The organism is Pseudomonas maioricensis, assembly GCF_022790535.1.
GTDB classification, from domain to species: domain Bacteria; phylum Pseudomonadota; class Gammaproteobacteria; order Pseudomonadales; family Pseudomonadaceae; genus Aquipseudomonas; species Aquipseudomonas maioricensis.
Window position 1 is genome coordinate 46,951 of sequence record NZ_LOHG01000013.1, and the last position, 23,799, is coordinate 70,749.

General features: G+C 58.6%; 24 protein-coding genes. 14 read left to right on the forward strand and 10 right to left on the reverse strand.

The window, feature by feature from the left end:
• Window position 1: 1 nt before the first annotated feature.
• The 5 genes from AUC61_RS19495 to exaC form a co-directional block, all read right to left on the reverse strand.
• On the reverse strand, window positions 2-649 hold the full coding sequence (locus AUC61_RS19495) for a DedA family protein (protein ID WP_243247805.1): 648 nt from the start codon (window positions 647-649) through the stop codon (window positions 2-4).
• A 408-nt stretch (window positions 650-1,057) separates the two neighbouring features.
• Window positions 1,058-1,516, reverse strand: a complete 459-nt coding sequence (locus AUC61_RS19500) for a GNAT family N-acetyltransferase (protein WP_243247806.1) — start codon at window positions 1,514-1,516, stop codon at window positions 1,058-1,060.
• 88 nt (window positions 1,517-1,604) lie between these two features.
• Window positions 1,605-2,450, reverse strand: coding sequence for an ethanolamine ammonia-lyase subunit EutC (gene eutC, locus AUC61_RS19505; protein WP_422765513.1), 846 nt, complete (start codon window positions 2,448-2,450; stop codon window positions 1,605-1,607).
• A gap of 11 nt (window positions 2,451-2,461) precedes the next feature.
• Window positions 2,462-3,856 (reverse strand): ethanolamine ammonia-lyase subunit EutB, encoded by a 1,395-nt coding sequence (locus AUC61_RS19510; RefSeq protein WP_243247808.1) that lies wholly within the window; start codon window positions 3,854-3,856, stop codon window positions 2,462-2,464.
• Window positions 3,857-4,174: 318 nt separating this feature from the next.
• The gene (gene exaC / locus AUC61_RS19515) at window positions 4,175-5,695 is read right to left on the reverse strand and encodes an acetaldehyde dehydrogenase ExaC (RefSeq protein ID WP_243247809.1); all 1,521 of its coding nucleotides are present in this window, start codon (window positions 5,693-5,695) and stop codon (window positions 4,175-4,177) included.
• 258 nt (window positions 5,696-5,953) lie between these two features.
• On the opposite strand from exaC, the gene mpl reads away from it, so the two are divergent.
• From mpl to AUC61_RS19530, 3 genes are read left to right on the forward strand one after another with little or no spacing between them, the layout of a single operon-like run.
• On the forward strand, window positions 5,954-7,303 hold the full coding sequence (mpl, locus tag AUC61_RS19520) for a UDP-N-acetylmuramate:L-alanyl-gamma-D-glutamyl-meso-diaminopimelate ligase (RefSeq protein WP_243247810.1): 1,350 nt from the start codon (window positions 5,954-5,956) through the stop codon (window positions 7,301-7,303).
• Window positions 7,300-7,929, forward strand: coding sequence for a flavin prenyltransferase UbiX (ubiX, locus tag AUC61_RS19525; RefSeq protein WP_122662432.1), 630 nt, complete (start codon window positions 7,300-7,302; stop codon window positions 7,927-7,929). Before mpl ends, ubiX begins: the two co-directional genes overlap by 4 nt.
• Entirely contained in the window at window positions 7,922-8,206 is a 285-nt protein-coding gene (locus AUC61_RS19530) for a YceK/YidQ family lipoprotein (protein WP_243247812.1), read from the forward strand. The genes ubiX and AUC61_RS19530 overlap by 8 nt, the downstream gene beginning before the upstream one ends.
• 226 nt (window positions 8,207-8,432) lie before the next feature.
• On the opposite strand, the gene AUC61_RS19535 is transcribed toward AUC61_RS19530, so the two are convergent.
• The 3 genes from AUC61_RS19535 to AUC61_RS19545 all read right to left on the reverse strand — a co-directional run bounded on the left by AUC61_RS19535 (window position 8,433) and on the right by AUC61_RS19545 (window position 11,414).
• Complete coding sequence (locus AUC61_RS19535) at window positions 8,433-9,074, reverse strand: oxidoreductase (protein ID WP_243247814.1); 642 nt, start codon at window positions 9,072-9,074, stop codon at window positions 8,433-8,435.
• Between the two features lie 25 nt (window positions 9,075-9,099).
• Window positions 9,100-10,824 carry a C13 family peptidase gene (locus AUC61_RS19540; RefSeq protein WP_243247815.1) on the reverse strand — a complete coding sequence of 575 codons (1,725 nt, stop codon included), beginning with the start codon at window positions 10,822-10,824 and terminating at the stop codon, window positions 9,100-9,102.
• Window positions 10,825-10,958: 134 nt separating this feature from the next.
• The gene (locus tag AUC61_RS19545) at window positions 10,959-11,414 is read right to left on the reverse strand and encodes a MaoC family dehydratase (protein WP_243247816.1); all 456 of its coding nucleotides are present in this window, start codon (window positions 11,412-11,414) and stop codon (window positions 10,959-10,961) included.
• A 187-nt stretch (window positions 11,415-11,601) separates the two neighbouring features.
• Here AUC61_RS19545 and AUC61_RS19550 point away from each other — a divergent pair, with 187 nt between their 5' ends.
• The 3 genes from AUC61_RS19550 to AUC61_RS19560 are packed head-to-tail and all read left to right on the forward strand — an operon-like array spanning window position 11,602 to window position 13,279.
• The gene (locus tag AUC61_RS19550; RefSeq protein WP_243247817.1) at window positions 11,602-11,970 is read left to right on the forward strand and encodes a CidA/LrgA family protein; all 369 of its coding nucleotides are present in this window, start codon (window positions 11,602-11,604) and stop codon (window positions 11,968-11,970) included.
• A complete protein-coding gene (locus AUC61_RS19555) occupies window positions 11,960-12,676 on the forward strand; it encodes an LrgB family protein (RefSeq protein WP_243247818.1) in 717 nt (238 codons plus the stop codon). The genes AUC61_RS19550 and AUC61_RS19555 overlap by 11 nt, the downstream gene beginning before the upstream one ends.
• 12 nt (window positions 12,677-12,688) lie before the next feature.
• A complete protein-coding gene (locus AUC61_RS19560; protein ID WP_243247819.1) occupies window positions 12,689-13,279 on the forward strand; it encodes an LON peptidase substrate-binding domain-containing protein in 591 nt (196 codons plus the stop codon).
• Between the two features lie 149 nt (window positions 13,280-13,428).
• Here AUC61_RS19560 and AUC61_RS19565 read toward each other — a convergent pair whose 3' ends face one another.
• Both AUC61_RS19565 and AUC61_RS19570 read right to left on the reverse strand, forming a co-directional pair.
• A complete protein-coding gene (locus tag AUC61_RS19565; RefSeq protein ID WP_243247820.1) occupies window positions 13,429-14,745 on the reverse strand; it encodes a bifunctional DedA family/phosphatase PAP2 family protein in 1,317 nt (438 codons plus the stop codon).
• Window positions 14,746-14,748: 3 nt separating this feature from the next.
• A complete protein-coding gene (locus AUC61_RS19570) occupies window positions 14,749-15,420 on the reverse strand; it encodes a DNA-3-methyladenine glycosylase (protein WP_243247821.1) in 672 nt (223 codons plus the stop codon).
• 337 nt (window positions 15,421-15,757) lie between these two features.
• On the opposite strand from AUC61_RS19570, the gene AUC61_RS19575 reads away from it, so the two are divergent.
• The 8 genes from AUC61_RS19575 (at window position 15,758) to AUC61_RS19610 (ending at window position 23,711) form a co-directional block, all read left to right on the forward strand.
• On the forward strand, window positions 15,758-17,029 hold the full coding sequence (locus AUC61_RS19575; RefSeq protein WP_243247822.1) for a glutamate-5-semialdehyde dehydrogenase: 1,272 nt from the start codon (window positions 15,758-15,760) through the stop codon (window positions 17,027-17,029).
• 64 nt (window positions 17,030-17,093) lie between these two features.
• Window positions 17,094-17,738, forward strand: a complete 645-nt coding sequence (nadD, locus tag AUC61_RS19580; protein ID WP_243247883.1) for a nicotinate-nucleotide adenylyltransferase — start codon at window positions 17,094-17,096, stop codon at window positions 17,736-17,738.
• Window positions 17,739-17,754: 16 nt separating this feature from the next.
• Window positions 17,755-18,153, forward strand: a complete 399-nt coding sequence (rsfS, locus tag AUC61_RS19585) for a ribosome silencing factor (protein ID WP_243247823.1) — start codon at window positions 17,755-17,757, stop codon at window positions 18,151-18,153.
• 9 nt (window positions 18,154-18,162) lie between these two features.
• Window positions 18,163-18,630: a 23S rRNA (pseudouridine(1915)-N(3))-methyltransferase RlmH gene (gene rlmH, locus AUC61_RS19590; RefSeq protein WP_087267625.1), complete on the forward strand. Its 468-nt coding sequence runs from the start codon at window positions 18,163-18,165 to the stop codon at window positions 18,628-18,630.
• Between the two features lie 12 nt (window positions 18,631-18,642).
• The gene (gene mrdA, locus AUC61_RS19595) at window positions 18,643-20,544 is read left to right on the forward strand and encodes a penicillin-binding protein 2 (RefSeq protein ID WP_243247824.1); all 1,902 of its coding nucleotides are present in this window, start codon (window positions 18,643-18,645) and stop codon (window positions 20,542-20,544) included.
• A 31-nt stretch (window positions 20,545-20,575) separates the two neighbouring features.
• Window positions 20,576-21,679, forward strand: coding sequence for a rod shape-determining protein RodA (gene rodA, locus AUC61_RS19600; protein ID WP_162874186.1), 1,104 nt, complete (start codon window positions 20,576-20,578; stop codon window positions 21,677-21,679).
• A 17-nt stretch (window positions 21,680-21,696) separates the two neighbouring features.
• Complete coding sequence (mltB, locus tag AUC61_RS19605) at window positions 21,697-22,704, forward strand: lytic murein transglycosylase B (protein WP_243247825.1); 1,008 nt, start codon at window positions 21,697-21,699, stop codon at window positions 22,702-22,704.
• Window positions 22,704-23,711 carry a septal ring lytic transglycosylase RlpA family protein gene (locus AUC61_RS19610; RefSeq protein WP_122662463.1) on the forward strand — a complete coding sequence of 336 codons (1,008 nt, stop codon included), beginning with the start codon at window positions 22,704-22,706 and terminating at the stop codon, window positions 23,709-23,711. The genes mltB and AUC61_RS19610 overlap by 1 nt, the downstream gene beginning before the upstream one ends.
• The last annotated feature ends 88 nt before the right edge of the window (window positions 23,712-23,799 follow it).

Here is a 23,799-nt window from a genome sequence, read left to right on the forward strand (position 1 = left end):
CTTAGCGGGCGTCCGCCGTGCGACTCAAGCGGCTGCGTACGACGCTGATGATCATTGGCAGCAGTGAGATCAGAATGATTGCCAGCACCAGTACCGACAGGTTTTTCTTGATGAACGGCACGTTGCCAAAGAAGTACCCGAGGGTGACCAGACTGCCGACCCACAGCACCGAACCCAGCACGCTGAAGCCGAGGAAACGCGGGTAATGCATTTTGCCAACGCCTGCGACAAAGGGAGCGAAGGTGCGAATGATCGGCAGGAAGCGGGCGAGGGTGACGGTTTTGCCGCCGTGGCGGTCGTAGAACTCGTGGGTGCGGGCCAGATAGTCGCGGCGGAAAATCTTCGAGTTGGGGTTCTGGAAGAGTTTCTCGCCTGCGGTGCGGCCAATGATGTAGTTGGTGCTGTCACCAATGATCGCTGCCGACATCAGCAAACCGGCCAGCAAGACCGGATCCATGCCGCCACCGGCCGCTACGGCGCCCGCAATAAACAGCAACGAATCGCCTGGCAGGAAGGGCATCACCACCAGGCCGGTTTCGCAAAAAATCACCAGAAACAGGATCGCGTAGACCCAGGTGCCGTAGTTGGTCACCAGCAGGTCGAGGTAAACGTCCAGGTGCAGAATAAGATCGAGCGGGTTGAAATCCATGTATGGCACCAATAGCGGAGACCCAAACCGGGTCACGTGCGGAAGTAACTACTGAGGAGGTTGCGGCGCGATTATAGAAGCAGAATGGGTGGGGAGGGGGAAACTGACCTGTTTACCTTAGGTCGTGCGGTTGCTGTAAGAGCGAGGCTTGCCCGCGATGAACGATTACGCGGTCTGTCTGACGTAACTCAGCGCCTGAATCGCGAGCAAGCTCTGCTCCCACAAGGAGTGACGGCGGAATTCGGTGCCTGTTGTCATGTGGCAAAGCTCATCTTGAGCCTGACACCGCACTCGTGGGAGCGAATTCATTCGCGAAGAGGCCGGTACATTCAATGCATTTGTGTCGCCTGCGCTACCGCCTTCGCGAATGAATTCGCTCCCACCAGGGAGATTCCTATAACCGTTTTTTCAATCCTCACTGATCGGCAAGACGTAATTCTTGAACTGGGTGTCTTCGCGAAACCCGATCGATTCGTAGACCTTTTGCGCCACTTCGTTGTTGCTGCTGGTAGACACGCGCATGCGGACTGCCTGGGTGTCTTTGGCCATTTTCTTTGCGGTACGCATGAGGTGGTCGGCCACCAGTTGGCGACGAGCGTCTTCGGCCACATAGATATCGTTGAGGATCCACACGCGTTTCAGCGAAAGTGACGAGTAGCTTGGATAGAGCTGACAAAAGCCCAGCAGCTTTTTGTCATCATCGGCAGCCAGCGCCAGGTAGATCACTGATTCATCCCGACTCAGGCGTTTTTCGAGGAAGGCGCGGGAAGAGTCGGGGAACGGCAGTTCGCCATAGAATTCCCGGTATTTGACGAATAGCGGGGCTAGCAGGTCCAGGTGTTCCAGTGTGGCTTTAATGATCCGCATGGTTGGGCCTCAACTTCTCGATGACGAATGTTCAATCAGGCTGCTTGCCCGATGCTGGCGAATGAGTTTAGAAAGCACAATCTAATGCTCAGTCCGACGGGCCCGCGAGTAGAAAGTTACCTTTCGTGTTGAGCGGCTCGTCAGATTCCAGGCTATTGAGCTGTGCATCGTCCTTGAGATTAACCCCGGACAACCCCCGTTTGGAGGCTTCTCGCATCAAGTAAAGCAGACGGTGCGCGGCAAGCCCGTAACTCAGCCCTTCAAGTCTCACATTCGAGATGCAGTTGCGGTGCGCATCATTGAGGCCAACCTTGGGCGCATAGGTGAAATACAGGCCAAGGCTGTCGGGCGAACTCAGGCCGGGGCGTTCGCCAATCAGGATGACTGACATTTTTGCGCCGAGCAGTTCGCCGATCTCGTCGGCAATGGCCACACGACCTTGTTCAACCAGAATAACCGGAGAGAGTGTCCATCCTTCGGCGCTGGCCAGCTCCTCCATGCGCGCCAGAAATGGCACGGTGTGACGATGCACCGCCAGTGAAGACAGGCCGTCGGCAACCACCACGGCTATATCAATTCCACCAGGATGAGCCGATGCATAGTCACGCAGGGTTTGTGCGGAGGCTTCGTCCAGGCGTCGGCCCTTATCCGGGCGTTGCAGATAGCTGTCCCGGTCCGCTGCGGCGCTGTGCAGATACAGGGTCTCGCGGTTTTTGGCCGCCAGTTGTTCGCTTAACGCCGCGTGATCGAACGGCAAGTGCACGGCGTCCCGGGCCTGGGCATGGGCAAACTGGAAATCCAGCTGTGCACGGGTCGGCAAGCTAGTGCCGGTGCGACCCAAGGCAATGCGTGCGGGTGTCAGGGTGCGCAGCTCCAGCCAGGGGTTTGGGCTGTTGTCGAGGGTGTTATCGGAAGCGTCGTTCAGTTCGCTCATGGTTTCCTCACTCATCCCAGATGCGCCAATGCGTGACGGAAGGCGGGTGGCAGGCTTTCACCAAAGCGCACATGGCCGTCGGCCTGAGTGAAGATGCCCATTTTTTCCAGCCATGCTTCGTATTCCGGCGCAGCCCGCAGGCCGAGAGTCTGCCGGGCGTAAAGTGCGTCATGGAACGAGGTGGTCTGGTAGTTGAGCATGATGTCGTCGGAGCCGGGGATGCCCATGATGAAGTTGATGCCAGCCACGCCCAGCAGCGTCAGCAGGGTGTCCATGTCGTCCTGGTCGGCTTCGGCGTGGTTGGTGTAGCAGATGTCACAACCCATGGGCACGCCCAGCAGCTTGCCGCAGAAGTGATCTTCGAGCCCGGCGCGGATGATCTGCTTGCCGTTGTACAGGTATTCCGGGCCGATGAAGCCCACCACGGTATTGACGAGAAACGGGTTGAAGTGGCGGGCCACTGCATAGGCGCGGGTTTCACAGGTTTGCTGATCGATGCCGTGATGCGCGTTGGCCGACAGGGCGCTGCCTTGCCCTGTCTCGAAATACATCAGGTTCTGGCCCTGCGTGCCTCGGTTGAGGCTCAAGCCAGCTTCATAGCCTTCCTGCAACAGATTCAGGTTGATGCCGAAGCTGGAGTTGGCCGCTTCGGTGCCGGTAATCGACTGGAAGACCAGGTCCACCGGTACGCCACGGTTGATGACCTCAATCGAGGTGGTGACGTGGGTCAGCACGCAGGCCTGAGTCGGGATTTCGTAGCGCTGGATGATCGCGTCGAGCATTTCCAGCAGCGCGACGATGGACGAGGTGCTGTCGGTGGCCGGGTTGATGCCAATCATGGCGTCGCCGTTGCCGTACAGCAGGCCGTCGAGAATGCTTGCAGCGATGCCGGAAGGTTCGTCCGTCGGGTGGTTGGGTTGCAAGCGTGTCGATAAACGACCGCGCAGGCCAAGTGTGCCGCGAAATTTGGTGACCACGCGAATCTTCTGCGCCACCAGTACCAAGTCCTGAACGCGCATGATCTTCGACACGGCGGCTGCCATTTCCGGTGTCAGGCCGGGGGCGAGTGCGCGCAGGCTGGTTTCGTCTGCTTTGTCGCTGAGCAGCCAGTCGCGAAAGCCGCCCACGGTCAAATGGCTTACAGGGGCAAAAGCCTGCTTGTCGTGGGTATCGATGATCAGCCGGGTGACTTCGTCCTGCTCGTAAGGAATCAGCGCTTCTTCGAGGAAGTGCTTGAGGGGAATGTCTGCCAGCGCCATTTGCGCGGCAACCCGCTCGCCGTCATTCAACGCCGCTACGCCCGCCAGAAAATCCCCCGAACGCGCCGGACTGGCCTTGGCCATCACGTCCTTGAGGTTATCGAAGCGATACGTCTGTGCGCCGACGGAGTGGGAAAAGCTTGCCATACACAATCTCCATGACGCCCCGGTTCAAGTGCGGAGCGAATGCAGCAAAGTAAGCAATTAATACTCCATCACGGGGCAAGGTGCCAATTACCGGGGGTGGCGTGTCGTGAATGCATTGGGTGGCGGCGGTTTGTGAACCAATTTGGTGCCCCATCCTCCTGTAGGAGTGAGCTTGCTCGCGATAGGGTGTCTCAGTCGCAAAGCTCACGACTGACCTGACGCAATCGCGAGCAAGCTCACTCCTACAGGTCGCGGGTTTGTGCGATAGAGGTCTGTCCAGGCATGAATGGCCTGCGAAGAGGCCATTCATTTTCCGCCTTAGAAAAAGCCCAGCGGGTTGGTGTCGTAGCTCACCAGCAGGTTCTTGGTCTGTTGGTAATGCTCAAGCGCGACTTTGTGGGTTTCGCGGCCAACGCCTGACTTTTTATACCCACCGAACGCCGCGTGCGCTGGATACAGATGATAGCAGTTGGTCCACACACGACCAGCCTTGATCGCACGGCCCACCCGGTACGCGCGGTTGATATCCCGCGTCCAAAGGCCAGCGCCCAGACCGAACTCGGTGTCGTTGGCGATGGCCACTGCTTCGGCTTCATCCTTGAAGGTGGTAACGCTGACCACTGGGCCGAAGATTTCCTCCTGGAACACGCGCATCTTGTTATTGCCTTTCAGTAGCGTTGGCTGGATGTAGTAACCGGTTGCCAGATCGCCTTCCAGTTTTTCCACCTTGCCACCGGTCAACAGCTCGGCACCTTCACCTTGAGCGATTTCCAGGTACGAAAGAATCTTGTCGAACTGCTGCTGCGACGCCTGTGCGCCGACCATGGTGTCGGTGTCCAGCGGGTCGCCTCGTTTGATCTTCAAGACTTTCTTCATCACCACTTCCATGAATTGCGGATAGATCGACTCCTGGACCAGCGCACGGGAAGGGCAGGTGCAGACTTCGCCCTGATTGAAGAACGCCAACACCACGCCTTCTGCGGCTTTTTCGATGAACTCGGGTTCAGCGCTCATGATGTCTTCGAAGAAGATATTGGGCGACTTGCCGCCCAGCTCGACGGTAGACGGGATGATATTATCGGCCGCCAGTTTCATGATGTGCGAGCCCACCGGGGTTGAGCCGGTGAAGGCGATTTTGGCGATACGCTTGCTGCTGGCCAACGCTTCGCCGGCTTCACGCCCGTAACCCTGCACGATGTTGAGCACTCCGGGCGGCAGCAGATCGCCGATCAGTTCAACCAGCACGCTGATGCCCAGCGGAGTCTGTTCGGCAGGCTTGAGCACGACGCAGTTACCGGCTGCCAGGGCCGGGGCGAGTTTCCAGGCCGCCATCAGGATCGGGAAATTCCAAGGGATGATCTGCCCGACCACGCCCAGCGGTTCATGAATGTGATAAGCCACGGTATTGCCGTCGATTTCGGCTGCGGTGCCTTCCTGCGCACGTAATACGCCTGCGAAATAACGGAAGTGATCGACTGCCAGCGGGATGTCGGCGTTCAGGGTTTCGCGGACGGCCTTGCCGTTGTCCCAGGTTTCAGTAATCGCCAGGATTTCGAGGTTCTGCTCGATTCGGTCGGCGATTTTCAGCAGGGTCAGCGAGCGTGCCTGCACTGAAGTCGAGCCCCAGGCGTCGGCGGCGGCATGAGCGGCGTCCAGTGCCTTGTCGATGTCTTCGACAGTGGAACGCGGGAAATCAGCAATGGGCTTGCCGGTAATGGGGGAGGTATTGGTGAAATATTGACCTTTGACCGGCGCAACGAACTCGCCGCCAATATAGTTACCGTAGCGTTCCTTGAAGTTGACCAGAGCGCCTTCAGTACCGGGATGTGCGTAACGCATGGTGGTTTCTCCTGATTTTTTGTTGTGGGAGAGCTGACATGACAGTAGCTCCGGAATAGTGCGCTTGTTCAAGCGTAGAGCAAAGGGTGCAAATACGCCTTTGTAGGAGCGCGCTTGCCCGCCATGCAATTTCGACTTCGACATGTGTGTAGGCTGACACGCCGCCATCGCGGGCAATCGCGCTCCTACCGGTTGTTGATACTAAGTGCCATTTCACCGTCCCTGCGCTAACCTGCGCGGATGTTTTAAGAGGTGGTCATGCATATTCATATCCTTGGTATTTGCGGCACGTTCATGGGGTCTCTGGCGGTGCTCGCTAAAGAGTTGGGGCATCGGGTGACCGGCTCCGACGCCAACGTCTATCCGCCAATGAGCACACAGTTGCAGGCTCAGGGCATCGAGCTGACGCAGGGGTATGACCCGGCGCAACTCAACCCTGCTCCTGACGTGGTGGTGATTGGCAACGCGCTGTCACGTGGCAACCCAGCCGTGGAATATGTGCTCAATAAAGGTTTGCCATATGTGTCCGGCCCGCAATGGCTGGCGGATCACGTACTGCAAGGCCGCTGGGTGCTGGCGGTTGCGGGCACCCACGGAAAAACCACCACCAGCAGCATGCTTGCCTGGGTGCTGGAGCACGCTGGCATGAGTCCTGGCTTCCTGATTGGTGGTGTGCCGCAGAACTTCGCGGTGTCAGCCCGGTTGGGCGGTACGCCGTTCTTCGTGGTCGAGGCTGATGAGTACGACAGTGCCTTCTTCGACAAGCGTTCGAAGTTTGTCCACTATCGTCCGCGCACTGCGATCCTCAATAATCTTGAGTTCGATCACGCTGACATCTTCCCCGATCTGCCTGCTATTGAACGCCAGTTTCACCACTTGGTGCGGACTATCCCAAGCGAAGGCCTGGTCATTCATCCGACAACCGAGCCTGCACTGACTCGCGTGATTCAAATGGGCTGCTGGACGCCAGTGCAGACCACCGGCCAAGGCGGTCAGTGGCAAGCACGTTTGTTGCGCGAGGACGGTTCGCAGTTCGAAGTGATCTTCCAAGGCGAAGTACAGGGCACGGTGGATTGGGGCATGACCGGTCAACACAACGTCGCTAACGCCTTGGCTACCTTGGCAGCCGCACGCCATGTTGGCGTAGTGCCCGCGCTGGGCGTCGAAGCCTTGAGCGCCTTCAAAAGCGTCAAACGTCGCATGGAGAAAGTCGCCGAAGTGCGCGGCATCACCATCTATGACGACTTCGCTCATCACCCGACCGCCATTGCCACCACGCTTGACGGCCTGCGCAAGAAAGTCGGTGACGCACCGCTAATCGCGATTATTGAGCCGCGCTCCAACTCCATGAAGCTGGGCGCTCACCGCGACGGCTTGCCGGAAAGTGTGCAGCAGGCTGATCAGGTGGTGTGGTACTCACCTGCCAATCTCGGGTGGGACCTGGCCGCTACCGCCGCGCAGTGCTCGGTACCGGCGGTAGTCTGTGATTCTCTGGAAGGCATTATTGCTCGGGTGAAAAGCCAGGCTCAGCCCGGTACTCACGTGGTGATCATGAGTAACGGCGGCTTCGGCGGCCTGCACGGCAAACTTGCCGAGGCGTTGCAGTGAGCGGCCCGGAACGTATCACGCTGGCGATGACCGGTGCGTCCGGCGCGCAGTACGGCTTGCGCCTGCTGGACTGTCTGGTGCGTGAAGATCGGGAAGTGCACTTTCTGATCTCCAAGGCCGCGCAGTTGGTGATGGCGACTGAGACCGACGTTTCGCTGCCGCCCAAGTCGGCCATGATGCAGGCCTTCCTTACCGAATACACCGGCGCTGCTGCCGGGCAGATTCGGGTGTATGGCAAGGAGGACTGGATGTCACCGGTCGCCTCGGGCTCCGGCTCGCCTGCTGCGATGGTGGTGGTGCCGTGCTCGACAGGTACCTTGTCAGCCATCGCGACCGGCGCGTGCAACAACCTGATCGAACGCGCCGCAGATGTGACGCTCAAGGAGCGTCGGCAGTTGATTCTGGTCCCGCGTGAGGCGCCGTTTTCCAGTATTCATTTGGAGAACATGCTCAAGCTCTCGAACATGGGCGCGGTGATCCTGCCTGCATCGCCAGGCTTCTATCACCAGCCGCAGACCATTGATGACCTTGTGGACTTTGTTGTTGCGCGGATTCTTAATCTGCTCAACATCCCTCAAGACATGCTGCCGCGTTGGGGCGAGCATCACATGGGCGGTGATGAGTAAGCTGCTGCTGGTTGCGCTGGCCTTGAGCCTGACGGGCTGCGCCACCGCCCGCACGCTCAATGCCGCACAGCCCGGCGCGCCGGTGGTGTATGCCGGTACGCGACTGGACTTGTATGCGATGCAGGGCGGGTGCTGTGCAATGGACCGTTTTGGTGCGCAAGCCCCAAGCTATCCGGGGCTGGACCTGCCGGGCAGCGCGCTGCTCGATACCCTGTTGCTGCCGTTGTCACTGCTGACTGCTGCAGGCGTAGGGTTTCAGGCGAGTGGTGGGTTGTAAGTCGCTTTCTATAAGCTGTCAGGTCTGTAGGTGCTGCCCCGCTGGCCACGGCACCGCCCTGTCTCGTGGCAAACGGTAGGCCTGTAGGAGCGCACGAGCACCGCGAGGCCGCGATAGCGGTTTATCAGGCAGGACGCCATCGCTGCTTCGCGGTGCTCGTGAGCTCCTACAGGAAAGTATTCCAAATCAGATAGTTGTTTGAGAGATGGGCGTTGGTTTCAGGAAATCACTTCCCCAGCCGCCGCAATTCATCCGACTCCACAATCCGCACGCCTGACTGCTCTTCAAGCGCCAGCCGCCATAACGCCCGGCCTAGGGTGCATGCTTCAATCGCGCCGTATTTGCCGGGGATCAACTTGGCCAGCGGCGCTGCGAGTTGTTCGGCCAAACGTTGTTCGCTGCGGTTACCCACCAGCAATGAAGGGCGGGCGATGGTCAGTTGCGGCCAGTCCTGAGCGATGAGCGCCTGTTCCATCTCGCCTTTGATACGGGTGTAGAACACGCCGGATGAAGGGTCGGCATTAATAGCGCTGATGACCACCAGATGCCGCGCGCCCAGCTCTCTCGCGCGTTTGGCAAAGGCTACGACCAGGTCCAGATCGACCGCTTTGAACGCATCCTGTGAGCCTGCCTGTTTGATAGTCGTGCCCAGACAGCAGAAAGCGATATCAACCTGACCACTCAAGCCGGGCAGCAAACCGCTCAGTTCGCCGACCGGATTTTCCAGGTGGGAGTGCTCAGGTACTGGCCTGCGAGTCGGTGCCAGTACCCGGGTGATGGTGGGTTCGTTGAGCAGGCGATCCAGCAAGTGTTCGCCGGTGAGCCCGGTAGCTCCCGCAAGCAGGATATGTTGAGGCGTCAAGTACATGAAATTCTCCCTTGATACCGACAGCTTAGTGGCTTGCAGCAGTCTTCGCTTCCTTGCGGATCATCGCGGTGTTCAGGGCCCGTTCCGCCTGGTTCTTGCGTAGCAATTGCCAGCGCGCAATGACGCCCTTGGGTGCCCAGATCTGCGGCTCAGACGCTTCATAGTTATCTGCAACTTCACGTTCTGCGACGAATGCTTTGGCGTCGCTGAAGGCTTGTTGCAGGTCATCGGTTTCGACCAGCGCCTTGGCAAATAGTGCATCGCCAAAATAAGTGAAGTCAGCTTCTTCCGAGCAGCCAAAGGAAACCCGGTCAGCACGGGAGGCGGTCATGATCAGTGTGCGGTCATCTTTGAGCGCAGGAATGAAGCCGCCTGAATAGCACGCTGAAATGACGATGACTTTGTCGCGATTCTTCAGCGGTGCCAGCGCTTCTGCCAGTTCATCGGCGGGCAGGTCGGCCAGTTCCAGGCGTGGCTGATCCAGCACCAGTTCATGCTCGGAAGTACCGTGGCTGGTCAGGTAGATGAAGACCAGGTCTTCTGGCCCGCTCCGTTGCGCCAGAGTCTTTACCGCGCGAGTGATGCTTTCCCGTGTCGCAAGCGGGCGATCAATCATGTGGTCGCGATGGTTGACCAGCGTGATTTGCCCTAAGGCACCGAAACGCGAACCCAGCAGGTTATTCACGTAATCGGCCTCACGCAGGAACACGCTTTGTTTCCCGTCACCGCCGACCACCAGACTGAACAGCTCCAGTGCGGGTGTTGAGTTGGGAACGGCTGCCAGTGATTTCTCCAGCAGCGAGCCTTGGGCCAGCAAGCCCGCCTCCAGCGTGTCGGGGAGCAATTTGCCCTTGGCATCGCGTATCAGTTGGCCGTTGGCCCAGATTCCGCTTTGAACGCTGCCTTGAGTCGGGGTGAGGACGCCTTGGCCCTGGTAGGCGTCATCGGCGAATTGCCCGACGTAGGTGCTGCCGTCTGCAAGCTTCAAGCGGCCCTGTCCGGTAAATCGCCAATTGGTGAACTCGCCCTGATAACGGCTGCCATCGGCTCCGATCAGTTCGCCTTTGCCGTTCAGTGCACCGGCCCTGAACTGGCCTACCCAGACATCGCCGTCGCTGTTTTCGTAACGGCCGCGACCATCCAGTTGATTGTTGCGAAAGCCGCCAACGTATTGGTCGCCTTCGGCGCTGGTAAAGCTGCCGTTGCCTTCCAGTTTGCCGTTGACGAACTTGCCACTGAACTGGTTTCCGCTGGCGTCGCTGCGCAAGCCTTCGCCGTTGGGTTTGCCACGAGAGAACATGCCTTGATACTGGCTGCCGTCATCGAGTTCGATTCGGCCCAGTCCATCGTATTGATCAGCCTTGAAGGCACCGCGATACGTCAGGCCCTTCTCTTTGAGTGTGCCTTCGCCGTCGCGTCGCCCTTGCTTGAAGCCGCCGACGTAAACGCCGCCGCTGGTGACCAGTGTGCCTTGGCCATCGAAAAGTCCGTTGGCGAAACCACCTTTATAGGTGTCGCCGTTACTGGCATGCCATTCCCCATGGCCTTGCCACAGGCCGTTCTGGAAGTCGCCTGCGTACCAGCTGCCATTGGGGTAGTCGATACGACCCTGACCCTGCAATAAACCGTTGACCACGTCGCCACGATAGCGCCCGCCGTCTGGCAGGCGAGCGTCGGGAGGCGACAGCGGTTCGCCGTCGCCACAGCCAGCGAGAAGAATAGTCAGAGCCAAAGGAACAAGCGCGCGCATGGTCAATCCCGAACAATATGATTTCAGGCGTGCAGGCGACGATCAGGACGTTCTATGCACAGCCGCAGGGAGTATGCCGTAGCGAGTATTGGCGACGAAACAGTCAGTAATGACTGTTTCGTGTTTTGGCAGTGTTACACGAAGCACATCGACAACGGTTCGGCGATGAAAGCAGGTTTTTCCTGACCGTCTATTTCCAGTGTGGCCGTGGCTTTGAGCAGCCATTGGCCGGGCTTTTTCTCGGTCACTTCAGTGAGTGCGACTTTTAGACGAACGCGTGAGTCGACTTTTACCGGCTGGATGAAACGGACGCTGTCCAGGCCGTAGTTCACCACCATTTTCAAACCTTCGGGGAGCACCAGCAGATCCTCCATCAGTTTGGGGATCAACGACAGCGACAGAAAGCCGTGGGCGATGGTCCCGCCAAATGGCGTTTGGGCAGCCTTGACCGGGTCGACATGAATGAACTGAAAGTCGCCGGTGGCTTCGGCGAATAAATTAATACGTACCTGGTCGATGGTCAGCCAATCGGAGTGTCCCAACTCCTTGCCAATGTAGTCCTTGAGCTCTGCAACAGGTACAAAAGGCATTCTCACTCTCCTTGTCTTCGATGTTGTTGTCGCTTTTTGCTTTTTAATGCGTAGGATTTTGCCTGTGCTTGCGACACCAAGATCAGCAGAGAGTGTGGGATTGGTCAAGGAAGCGCAGCGTCGCGAATGCCCGCCCATAGCCGTACAAGGTGCTTATAATGGCCCCGCGAATTTGCTGGAGCGTTCTATGTTGCTAAGGGGCCTGACCTGGCTGGTGCTGTTTCAACTGCTCGGCACCGCGCTGAATCATTTGATCTTGTCTATTTTGCCTGGGCCGATTATCGGCCTGGTGCTGTTGCTGGCGTTCCTGATGGTGCGCGGCGAAGTCAGCGAGCCGATCAGTCAGGCCGCCAGCAGTCTGCTGCGTTACCTGCCGTTGCTGCTGGTGCCACCGGCGGTTGGGGTGATGGTCTACGCCGCCGCCATCGCCGAAGATTTCTGGGCGATTGTCGGTGCGCTGGTGCTGTCGCTGATGATTGCGTTGACCTTTGCCGGTTGGCTCATGCAGAAGTTGATCGAGCGTCAGGCTCGTGCCAGGAGCCATCATGACGCTTGATTGGTATGGCGCCGGGATGTCGGTGATTCATCATCCGCTATTTGGTATCGCAATCACTTTGGGGGCTTATCAACTGGCGCTGGCCGCTTATGAGAAGACTCGTCTGGTGTTCCTGCAGCCAGTGTTGATCTCAATGCTGGTGCTGATTGGCGTACTGATCAGTTGTGGTGTGAGCTATGCCGAGTACCGCAAGAGCACCGAGATTCTAAGTATCCTGCTCGGTCCGGCCACCGTGGCCCTGGCGGTTCCCCTTTATCTGAATCTGCGCCGAATTCGTCAGTTGTTATGGCCGACCTTAACTACGCTGGTAGTGGGTGGCGTTTTCGCTACCGGCCTGTGTCTGCTGCTGGGTTGGTGGTTCGGTGCTGATCACATGATTCTGATGACAATGGCGCCGAAGTCGGTGACCTCACCTATTGCCATGCTGGTTGCCGAGCAGATCGGTGGTGTTGCAGCACTGGCTGCGGTGTTCGTGCTGATTACCGGTGTACTGGGTGCCATCTTCGGGCCGGGTCTGCTGACGCTGGCGCGGGTCGATAATCCAGCTGCCCGGGGCATGGCGCTGGGGCTGGCAGCGCATGCAGTCGGCACTTCGATTGCATTGCAGGAAGGCGAGGAGTGCGGTGCTTTCGCTGCACTGGGGATGAGTTTGATGGGTGTCGCCACGGCTTTGTTTCTGCCGTTGGCGGTGTCTTTGGTCGTTTAAAGGTGCATGTGTATGACATTGCCGTTGTTTCCACTTAACGCTGTGCTGTTTCCGGGGTGCATCCTCGATCTGCAGCTGTTCGAGGCGCGCTACCTGGACATGATCGGGCGCTGCATGAAGCAGGGCGAGGGTTTCGGCATCGTGTGCATCACGGAGGGCGGGGAAGTCGGCGATGCCCCCAGCGGTTATTCATTGATCGGTTGTGAGGCGCTGGTGCGTGACTTCCAGAGCCAGGACAACGGCTTGCTTGGGATCCGCGTTGAAGGCGGACGACGGTTCCGGGTACTCAGCGCTGAAACTCAGCGCGATCAATTGCTGGTCGCTCAGGTGCAGTGGCTGGATGAACCACAGGAGCGGCCGCTTCAGGAGGAAGACGCTGACCTGGTTGCGCTGCTGGCCGCCCTGGCCGAGCACCCTATGGTGGAGGCGTTGAACATGGGGCTCAAGGCCAATGGTCAGTGGTCGTTAGCCAATCAGCTGGCGTATCTGCTGCCGTTTACCGAAGAGGACAAGATCGAGCTGCTTGAAATCGACGACCCTGAAGACCGACTCGATGCTATTCAGGACCTGCTCGATGAAATGCAGGGCGATCTTCAGGCGTGACTGAGGCCATGTGTCGGGCTGCAAACTCGGGCCTGTAGGAGTGAGCTTGCTCGCGATTCGATCTGTCAGTCGATGAACATATCGCCTGTGCTGACGCCATCGCGAGCAAGCTCACTCCTACAGGAGATTCATTTCATTTGGTTTTTGGGCTAGTACTGATAACGCAGCATGGCATGCGGCAGCGAATACAGCGCGAAACCGCCAAACAGTGCCACCAGCGATGGTAATACCAGCCACCAGATTCTCACCGGCAAGGCAGGCAGCGACGATTGTCTTTGCACCAGGCTCAGGCTGATCGCGCAGAGCGTGAACGCCAGCAGCATCCCGGCCAGTACGTCAGTCGGCCAGTGCACACCCAGATAGACCCGGGACATCGCGATCGAAATCGCCGGAAGCCCGCCCAGCATCAGCCATGTCAGGCGCAACCGCACCGGTTGGCCGCGACCGGCCAATACTGCCAGTGTCATGAAAAACGCAAACGCTGCAGAGCTGTGTCCACTCGGCATGCTGTAGGTCGTCAACGGTTCAAGCAGCACTTCCGGACGCTGGCGTGCGAACACCCATTTCATTCCACCGTTGGCGCAGGCCGTGCCCAGTGTTGTGATGCCCGCAAACAAGGCGTGACGCCATTGCCGCGTAGCAACCAGCAGGATCAGCAGCAAGGCGGCGGCATAGAACTGGGTACGGAAATCACCAAGGCCGGTGACCACGATGACGAACTGATCGACCACCGTACTGCGGTGTTCCTGGATCAGGGTCATGATGCCGTTATCGAGCTGGGTCAGGTGCGGCCAGCCGAAAAAGATGGCGGCGAGTAGAACCGCGCTGGTCGCAGCGATGATCTCGGTCGCGTGTTTTTTGCTGCGCAGGCTGGTCTGGATAGCCACCCCGATCAGCACGGCAAGGCCGCCCCCGACGATGCCGGCCTGAGGCCAGAAACCGTCAGGCAATGGCAGGCGCACAGCTGCACCCGCCGCCCAACCCGGCAACAGGTAAGCAATCGACCAGCCTGCGGCCGCAACCACGCTGACTGCGGCGAACCGCGGGAAGGGCATGTCGAACATGCCCGAGACCATGGGTAGCATCGGACGCAGCGGACCAATAAAGCGCCCGACCAGAAGGCTGGCGATGCCGTAGCGCTGGAAATAGGTCTCGGCGCCGCCGATCCATTCCGGGTGGGTACGAAGACCCGGAAGACGCCGTATGTTCTGGTGAAAGTGGCGCCCGATGAAATAGGAAACCGCATCGCCGAGCAGGCCTCCGACGAAACCCAGCAGGAGAACCTCACCCAGCGGCAGAATCCCGCTGCCCGCCAGCGCCGCTACGGCAAACAACACAACCGTACCCGGTACGATAATGCCGACAATCGCCACGCATTCGACGAACGCGATCAGAAAAATAGCCACGCTCAGCCACGACGGATTGACCGCCAACCAGCCGGTGATGCTGTCGAGCCATTGGCCCATGGTTCAGTTTCCTTGATCGAGATAAAAGTAGTCGCGCCCTTCGACCTGACCGCGTCGCAGCGGGTTCCGTGTACAGAAGCGAGCGTATTCAGGGTCGACGAAGCGGTACATCAGGTGTTCATCACGGCCCGCAGGTATGCCAAGGCGGGTGGTCTGGATGATACGAGATGGCGTTTGACCGACATCCTCCACGAGTAACAAATTTGCATCGAAACGTTTCGCATCCCACATCGGTACTTTCAAGCCTAGCGCCTTGCACAGCAGTGTCTGACCTGCGCACAAACGCTCGGGCGCCCTTAGCGCGCCGCTGGCGTCGGGGTTGTTCAATTGCATTCGGGCAAGGCTGTTGGCATCCGATACGGCATCGACCCAAGGGTGCGCTGATTTAATCAGCACCGCGTTGCCCGGCCCTTCGGCGCTGAAGTTAAGCGAATCTCCGCCGCGCGCGTAGTACATATAGATATGCCCGCCGTCGAGAAACAGGGCCCTGCGCTTTTCGGTGTAGCCAAGCGACGCGTGGCTGCCCTTTTCGGCAAAGTAATAGGCTTCGGTCTCGATAATCCGGGCGGCCAGCCACAAGTCGCCGACCTTGTGCCGAATAACTTTGCCCAGCAGCGCCTGCGCCAGAACCTGTGCGTCACGGTTGAAAAAGCTATCGGGCAGGGCGGTTGGCATGTCTGGTTACACAAAGAAGGCGGGCAATGATGATATCAATGCCCGGCTTAATTGCAGCTGAATGTGATGGTTCAAAACTTGTGCTTGCATCTGTAGGAGCTGCCGAAGGCTGCGAAGCATTTGATCTGACACACCGCCATCGCAGCCTTCGGCAGCTCCTACATGTACTCTGATTGGTGTGCGGCAGCGCTGAGTCAGGGACACAAGGCGATCTCCCGCAGATAAAACCTTCGTCCTATTTCGCCCCGTTATCGACCATCCGCCTGTCACCGCTGTCGTTAGCGTCGCCCGACAGCTATAATCGGCCGCTTTCTTCACTGCCAAGACCTCTGAGACCATGACTGAGTCCGTTCTTGACTACATGACCCGCCTGGGTCGCGCCGCCCGCGAAGCTTCGCGAGTGATCGGCCGTGCCAGCACCGCGCAGAAAAACCGCGCCTTGCTTGCCACCGCTGCCGCTCTGGATGAGGCCCGCGCCGAGTTGTCCGCCGCCAATGATCTGGACCTCGCCGCAGGTCGCGCCAATGGTCTGGAACCGGCCATGCTTGAGCGTCTGGCCCTGACCCCCGCACGTATCGACAGCATGATCGTCGGGTTGCGTCAGGTAGCGAATTTGCCCGATCCGGTTGGCGCGATCCGCGACATGAGCTTTCGGCCATCAGGTATTCAAGTCGGCAAGATGCGTGTGCCGCTTGGCGTTGTGGGCATCATCTATGAGTCGCGTCCGAACGTGACCATCGATGCTGCCAGTCTGTGCCTGAAGTCAGGTAACGCTACTATTCTGCGTGGCGGCTCCGAAGCGATTAACTCCAATCGGGCAATTGCTGCCTGTGTGCAGCGCGGTCTGGCCGAAGCCGAGCTGCCTGCTGCCGTGGTGCAAGTGGTGGAAACCACCGACCGCGCCGCCGTTGGGGCGTTGATCACCATGCCTGAGTACGTGGATGTGATCGTGCCTCGTGGTGGCAAGGGCCTGATTGAGCGCGTCAGCCGTGATGCGCGGGTTCCGGTAATCAAGCATCTGGACGGCATCTGCCACGTGTATGTCAGCGCCCATGCCGACCTGCCCAAGGCCCAGCGCATCGCGTTCAATGCCAAGACTTACCGTTACGGGATATGCGGTGCCATGGAAACGCTGCTGGTCGATCAGACCGTTGCTGCGGATTTCCTGCCATTGATGGCGGCTCAGTTCCGTGAAAAGGGCGTGGAGCTGCGTGGCTGTGAGCGTACCCGTGATTTGATCGACGTTATTCCTGCGACCGAAGAAGACTGGCACACCGAGTATCTGGCGGCGATTCTGTCGATCCGTATCGTAAGCGGTCTGGATCAGGCCATCGAACACATTAACCATTATGGTTCGCATCACAGTGACGCGATCGTTTCCGACCATCAGGGGCAGGTTCGCCGATTCATGGCTGAAGTTGACTCCAGTTCGGTAATGGTCAATGCGCCAACCAGCTTTGCCGATGGCTTCGAATACGGATTGGGTGCGGAGATCGGTATTTCTACTGATAAGCTGCACGCCCGTGGCCCGGTAGGTCTGGAAGGTCTGACCTGCGAGAAGTACATCGTGATCGGCGATGGCCAGTTGCGCGGACAGGAGCCAGCCTGACTTGAGCGAACCTGTGCAGCACGCGGCAACGCCTGCGGATGCTGTAGTCGAGGCCGATACGGCCTTGCCGAAACGTATTGGTATTCTGGGCGGCACGTTCGACCCGGTACACATTGGTCACTTGCGCGGCGCCCTTGAGGTTGCTGCGCTGCTTGAACTCGATGAGTTGCGCCTGACGCCCAGCGCCAGGCCTCCTCATCGCGACATGCCGAGTGTCAGCGCAGAAGACCGTCTAGCGATGGTCGAGTGTGCAGTGGCCGGTGTGACGCCCTTGACGGTGGATGACCGTGAACTGAAGCGGGACAAACCGTCGTACACCATCGACACCCTGGTATCGATGCGCGCCGAACTGGCCGCAGAGGATCAGTTGTTCCTGTTGCTGGGCTGGGATGCTTTTTGCGGGCTACCCACCTGGCATCGTTGGGAGGAGTTGCTGGAGCACTGTCATATAGTGGTGCTACAGCGCCCGGACGCAGACAGCGAGTCGCCGGATGCCATGCGCAACCTGCTGGCGGCCCGCGCGGTCAGCGATCCGAAGGCCCTGAAGGGGCCGGGCGGACACATTACATTCGTCTGGCAGACGCCTTTATCGGTGTCTGCCACCCAGATCCGCCAACTGCTGGCCAGCGGTAAGTCGGTACGTTTTCTGGTGCCAGACGCCGTACTGGCCTACATCGAGGAGCACGGGCTGTACCGTGCTCCCAATTGAACTGAATGAGTTTTATATGACCAAGCAAAAACACAATATTTCCGGCGAAGAACTGGTTGAACTGACCAAAGCTGCTCTGGAAGACGTTAAAGCCCAGGATATCCTGGTCATCGACGTGAAAGACAAGCACAGCCTGACTGACTACATGGTTATCGCTACCGGTACTTCCAACCGTCAGATCAACGCGATGCTCGATAAGGTTCGCGAGAACGTCAAAGCCAAGGGCGCACAGCCTCTGGGCGAAGAAGGCAAAGGCGAAAGCGATTGGGTTCTGCTGGACCTGGGTGATGTCATCGTGCACATGATGACCGCCGCCGCACGTCAGTTCTATGACCTGGAACGTCTCTGGCAAGGTGCCGAGCAGAGCCGCGCTGCAAGCGCTGCACACCACACTCCGGGTAACGAAAGCGAATAAGGTCTCATTGTGCGTCTGCGTCTGATTGCCGTTGGTTCGCGCATGCCTAAGTGGGTGGAAGAGGGCTGGCATGAATATGCCAAACGTCTGCCATCCGAGCTGGCACTCGACCTCGTGGAGATTCCGCTTAATACCCGTGGCAAAAATGCCGACGTGGCCCGTCTGATCCGTCAGGAAGGCGAGGCCATGCTGGCAAAAGTGCAACCGGGTGAGCGGATCGTGACCCTCGAAGTGCACGGCAAACCATGGAGTACCGAGCAGCTCGCGGTGGAACTGGATCGCTGGCGACTTGATTCGCGCACAGTAAATCTGATGGTTGGCGGCCCTGAAGGCCTGGCACCGGAAGTCTGTGCGCGCAGTGAGCAACGCTGGTCGTTGTCACCCCTGACGTTGCCGCATCCCTTGGTGCGCATCCTCATCGGTGAGCAGATCTATCGTGCCTGGACAGTTCTGTCCGGGCATCCTTATCACAAATAGCATCGCGCCCTCATGTCTCAGCCCATCCGCCTAAAAGACCACGAGAAAGACGCACGCCTTGTGCGTAGTCGCGTTGTGGTCGGGGCTGTGGCTGTTGTCTTGCTGGTGTGCGTGTTGATCGCCCGGCTGTATTTCCTGCAGGTCATCCAGTACGACTATCACTCCACACTGTCGGAGAACAACCGGGTTCATGTGCAGCCGATTCCCCCAAGCCGTGGCTTGATTTTCGACCGCAATGGCGTCGTTATCGCCGATAACCGGCCCAGTTTCAGCCTGAGCATGACCCGCGAGCGTTCCGGTGACTGGGCGCAGGTGCTGGACACCATCGTCGAGGTGCTGGAGCTGACGCCGGATGACCGGTTGATCTTCGAAAAGCGTATGAAGCAGGGGCGTCGGCCTTTTGAGCCGGTGCCGATCCTGTTCGAACTGACCGAAGAGCAAATAGCCCGTGTCGCGGTGAACCAGTTCCGCCTGCCGGGTGTGGAAGTCGTGGCGCAGTTGGTTCGGCATTACCCTCAGGGTGCGCACTTTGCGCACTCGGTGGGCTACATGGGACGGATCAACGAGAAAGAGCTGAAGAACCTTGATCCGGTTAACTACAGTGGTACCCACCACATCGGTAAGACCGGCATCGAGCGCTTCTACGAAGACCAGTTGCATGGTCAGGTGGGCTACGAAGAAGTCGAAACCAACGCCCGAGGTCGCGTATTGCGCGTGCTCAAGCGAACTGATCCGGTGCCTGGCAAGGACATCGTGCTCAGTCTGGACATCAAACTTCAGGAGGCGGCTGAGGCCGCGCTCGCAGGGCGGCGTGGTGCGGTTGTGGCCATGGATCCGCGAAACGGCGAGGTGCTGGCGATGGTCAGTGCGCCGAGCTTCGACCCTAATCCGTTTGTAACCGGTATCAGTTTCAAGGCTTACGCCGAGTTGCGTGATTCCATCGATCGACCGCTGTTCAACAGGATCCTGCGGGGCTTGTACCCGCCGGGTTCGACGATTAAACCGGCCGTGGCGATTGCCGGGCTGGATGCCGGGGTCGTGACGGCTTCAAGCCGTGTATTCGATCCGGGTTACTACCAATTGCCCAATTACGATCATAAATACCGTAACTGGAATCGCACTGGCGATGGGTATGTGGATCTGGATACCGCGATCATGCGCTCCAATGACACGTACTTCTACGATCTGGCCCACAAGCTGGGTATCGATCGGCTTTCTTCCTACATGAACAAGTTCGGCATCGGACAGAAAGTGTCTCTGGATATGTTCGAAGAATCCCCGGGCCTGATGCCGTCTCGCGACTGGAAGCGTGCAACCCGCCGTCAAGCCTGGTTCCCGGGTGAAACATTGATTCTCGGGATCGGCCAGGGCTACATGCAGGCAACACCTCTGCAGTTGGCCCAGGCGACTGCTCTGGTTGCCAACAGAGGCGTGTGGAACCGGCCGCATCTGGCCAAGACCATTGAGGGCGAGAAGCCGGTCGATGACAATCCGATGCCTAACATCGTGCTGCGCAACCCCTCCGACTGGGACAAGGTCAACCACGGCATGCAGCAGGTTATGCATGGCGCTCGGGGGACTGCGCGCAAGGCTGCTATTGGCGCTCAATACCTGATCGCGGGCAAAAGCGGCACCGCGCAGGTCGTGGCGATCAAGCAGGGTGAGAAATACGATCGCTCCAAGGTTCAGGAACGTCACCTCGACCACGCACTGTTCGTAGGCTTTGCGCCGGCCAACGATCCGAAAATCGTTGTTTCGGTCATGGTGGAAAACGGCGAGTCGGGCTCGGGGGTCGCGGCTCCGGTGGTCCGTCAGGTAATGGATGCCTGGCTACTCAACCCCAACGGAACACTCAAACCTGAATATGGCGGCGCTCAAGCCGTGGAGGCCGCAGCCAGTGCCAGTGAAGAGTAATTTCGACCGCATTTTGTCCAGTGAAGACGTGATGCGTCGTCGCGCGACGTTCTTGCAGCGTATTCATATCGACGGTCCTTTGCTGGTCTTGCTGCTGACCCTGGCGGCAGGCAGCCTGTTCGTTCTGTACTCGGCGAGTGGCAAGAACTGGGATCTGCTGATCAAGCAGGCGAGTTCGTTCGGTATCGGTCTGGTCGCCATGGTGATCATTGCTCAGTTCGAGCCGCGCTTCATGGCTCGCTGGGTGCCCGTGCTTTATGTGGTGGGCGTGTTGTTGCTGGTCGTCGTGGATGTCATGGGCCATAACGCCATGGGTGCGACCCGCTGGATCAATATCCCCGGCGTGATCCGCTTTCAGCCTTCCGAGTTTCTCAAGATCATCATGCCCGCGACGATTGCGTGGTACCTGTCCAAGCGATCTCTGCCGCCGCATCTCAAGCATGTGGCGGTCAGTCTGGCGTTGATCGGTGTGCCGTTTGCCTTGATCGTTCGTCAGCCTGACCTGGGGACATCGCTGCTGATTCTTGCGTCGGGCGCGTTTGTGATGTTTATGGCGGGCCTGCGGTGGCGCTGGATTATCAGCGTGATTGCTGCTGCGGTGCCGGTGTCGGTGGCAATGTGGTTTTTCATCATGCACGACTACCAGAAGCAGCGCGTGCTGACCTTTCTCGACCCGGAGAGCGATCCGCTGGGCACAGGCTGGAACATCATTCAGTCCAAAGCCGCTATCGGTTCCGGTGGTGTATTCGGCAAGGGCTGGCTGCTGGGTACCCAGTCACACCTGGACTTCCTGCCGGAAAGCCATACCGACTTCATCATCGCCGTACTGGGCGAAGAGTTCGGTCTGGTGGGGATCTGCGCGCTGTTGCTTATCTATATGCTGCTCATCGGACGCGGTCTGGTGATCACGGCTCAAGCCCAGACATTGTTCGGCAAGTTGCTGGCTGGTGCGTTGACGATGACATTTTTTGTTTACGTTTTCGTCAACATCGGTATGGTCAGTGGCCTGTTGCCGGTAGTGGGTGTGCCGTTACCCTTCATTAGCTATGGAGGAACTTCGCTCGTGACGCTGCTGTCAGCCTTTGGGGTTTTGATGTCGATCCATACACACCGTAAATGGATCGCACAGGTTTGATTAAGGTGAAGAATTCAATGCAAGTAGTGCGTAGCTGGGCTCGATATGCTCCGGTGGTCGGCCTGGTTGGCATTCTTGGATCTGTTCAAGAAGCATTCGCTGGCGATTACGAAGGTTCGCCGCAAGTGGCTGAGTTTGTCGGTCAGATGACCCGCGACTATGGGTTTGCCGGTGAGCAATTGATCGACGTATTCCGTGAGGTCGAGCGCAAGCAAGCCATTCTGGATGCGATTTCCCGTCCGGCCGAGCGGGTCAAACAGTGGAAAGACTATCGCCCGATGTTCATCACCGACGCGCGGATTGCGCGGGGTGTGGATTTCTGGCGTCAGCACGAGGCCGCGTTGGCTCGTGCCGAGCAGGAGTACGGCGTCCCGGCTCAGGTGATCGTATCGATTATCGGCGTCGAGACCTTCTTCGGGCGCAACACGGGTAATTACCGTGTGATTGACGCTCTGTCGACGCTTGGCTTTGACTATCCTCCTCGCTCTGAATTCTTCCGCAAGGAGCTGCGTGAGTTCCTGTTGCTGGCCCGTGAAGAGCAGGTTGATCCGCTGACGCTCAAGGGGTCTTATGCCGGTGCGATGGGCTTGCCGCAGTTTATGCCAAGTAGCTTCCGCGCCTATGCGGTGGATTTCGACGGTGATGGGCACATTAATATCTGGACCGATCCGGATGATGCCATCGGCAGTGTGGCCAGTTACTTCAAGCAGCATGGCTGGGTCGCTGGCGAACAGGTGGTCAGCCTTGCAAGCGTGCGCGGGGATCGCGTTGATGAAGGACTGACACCGGGCATTGATCCGGTAAAGACCGTCGGGGAGTTGCGAGCCTTGGGGTGGTCGAGTCATGATGCGCTGCGCGACGACCTGCCAGTGACCGCATTCAAGCTGGAAGGCGAAAGTGGGCCTGAATACTGGATGGGTTTGAAGAATTTTTATGCAATCACTCGCTATAACCGCAGTGTGATGTACGCCATGAGTGTGCATCAGCTGTCTGAATTATTGGTTCAAGCTCGGGGCGTCAAGTAATGCGGGCATTGCCGATGGTTACATCTTTGAAGTTGATGGCGTTGGCTTCGCTGTCATTGCTGGTGGTCAGCTGTTCGTCCCCGAGTCGTCCTGTACAGAAGGGCACGGCGGGTATCTCTTCGCCACCGGGCCTGGACATCAACCGCGCGCATAAAGATGGCGCGCCCTGGTGGGACGTGGATATCTCGCGTATCCCTGATGCGACGCCAAGCCTGCACACCGGTCCGTACAAGGCCAACCCGTACACCGTGCTGGGCAAGACTTACTTTCCTATCCAAGACTCCAGAAACTATGTCGCGTCAGGCACTGCATCCTGGTACGGCACCAAGTTCCATGGCCAGAACACCGCCAATGGCGAGGTTTATGACCTGTATGGCATGAGCGCGGCGCACAAGACGTTGCCGCTGCCCAGCTATGTAAAAGTGACCAACCTGGACAACAATCGTACGGTGATTTTGCGCGTCAACGACCGTGGACCGTTCTATTCGGACCGGATCATTGACTTGTCTTATGCCGCCGCCAAAAAGCTCGGTTATGCCGAAAGCGGTACCGCGCGGGTCAAGGTTGAAGGGATCGACCCGCAGGTATGGCTAGCCCAGAATGGACGTCCTGCGCCGTTGCTGCCGAATCAGCCACAGGCGATACCGCAACCTGCGGCCCCCGCTTTGGTCGCATCTGCCGGCACCATCGAGCAGTACACGCCACCGCCGCAACAGCACGCTGCGCCTGCGGTGCCGTTTGACGCAAAAAAAAACGCTTCCGTACCAGTCTCTGGGCTGTATCTCCAGGTGGGCGCGTTCGCCAACCCGGACGCTGCGGAGCTCCTGAGGTCGAAGTTGAGCGGGATGGTTCGGGCACCGGTTTTCGTGAGTTCGATAGCCCGCAATCAACAGACACTCTATCGAGTTCGAATGGGGCCGATCGAGACGCAGGGTGAAGCCCAGCAAATGCAAAACAGCGTAAGGTCAGCCAATCTGGGCCAGCCTAGCGTCGTGACACTGGATTAATAGCCGTTCACGTCCGGCAGCGATGTCGGGACGGATCGGTTTGCAGTTGCCTGCCAGACACATTGCCATCAGAGCAAGTCGCGCAGGC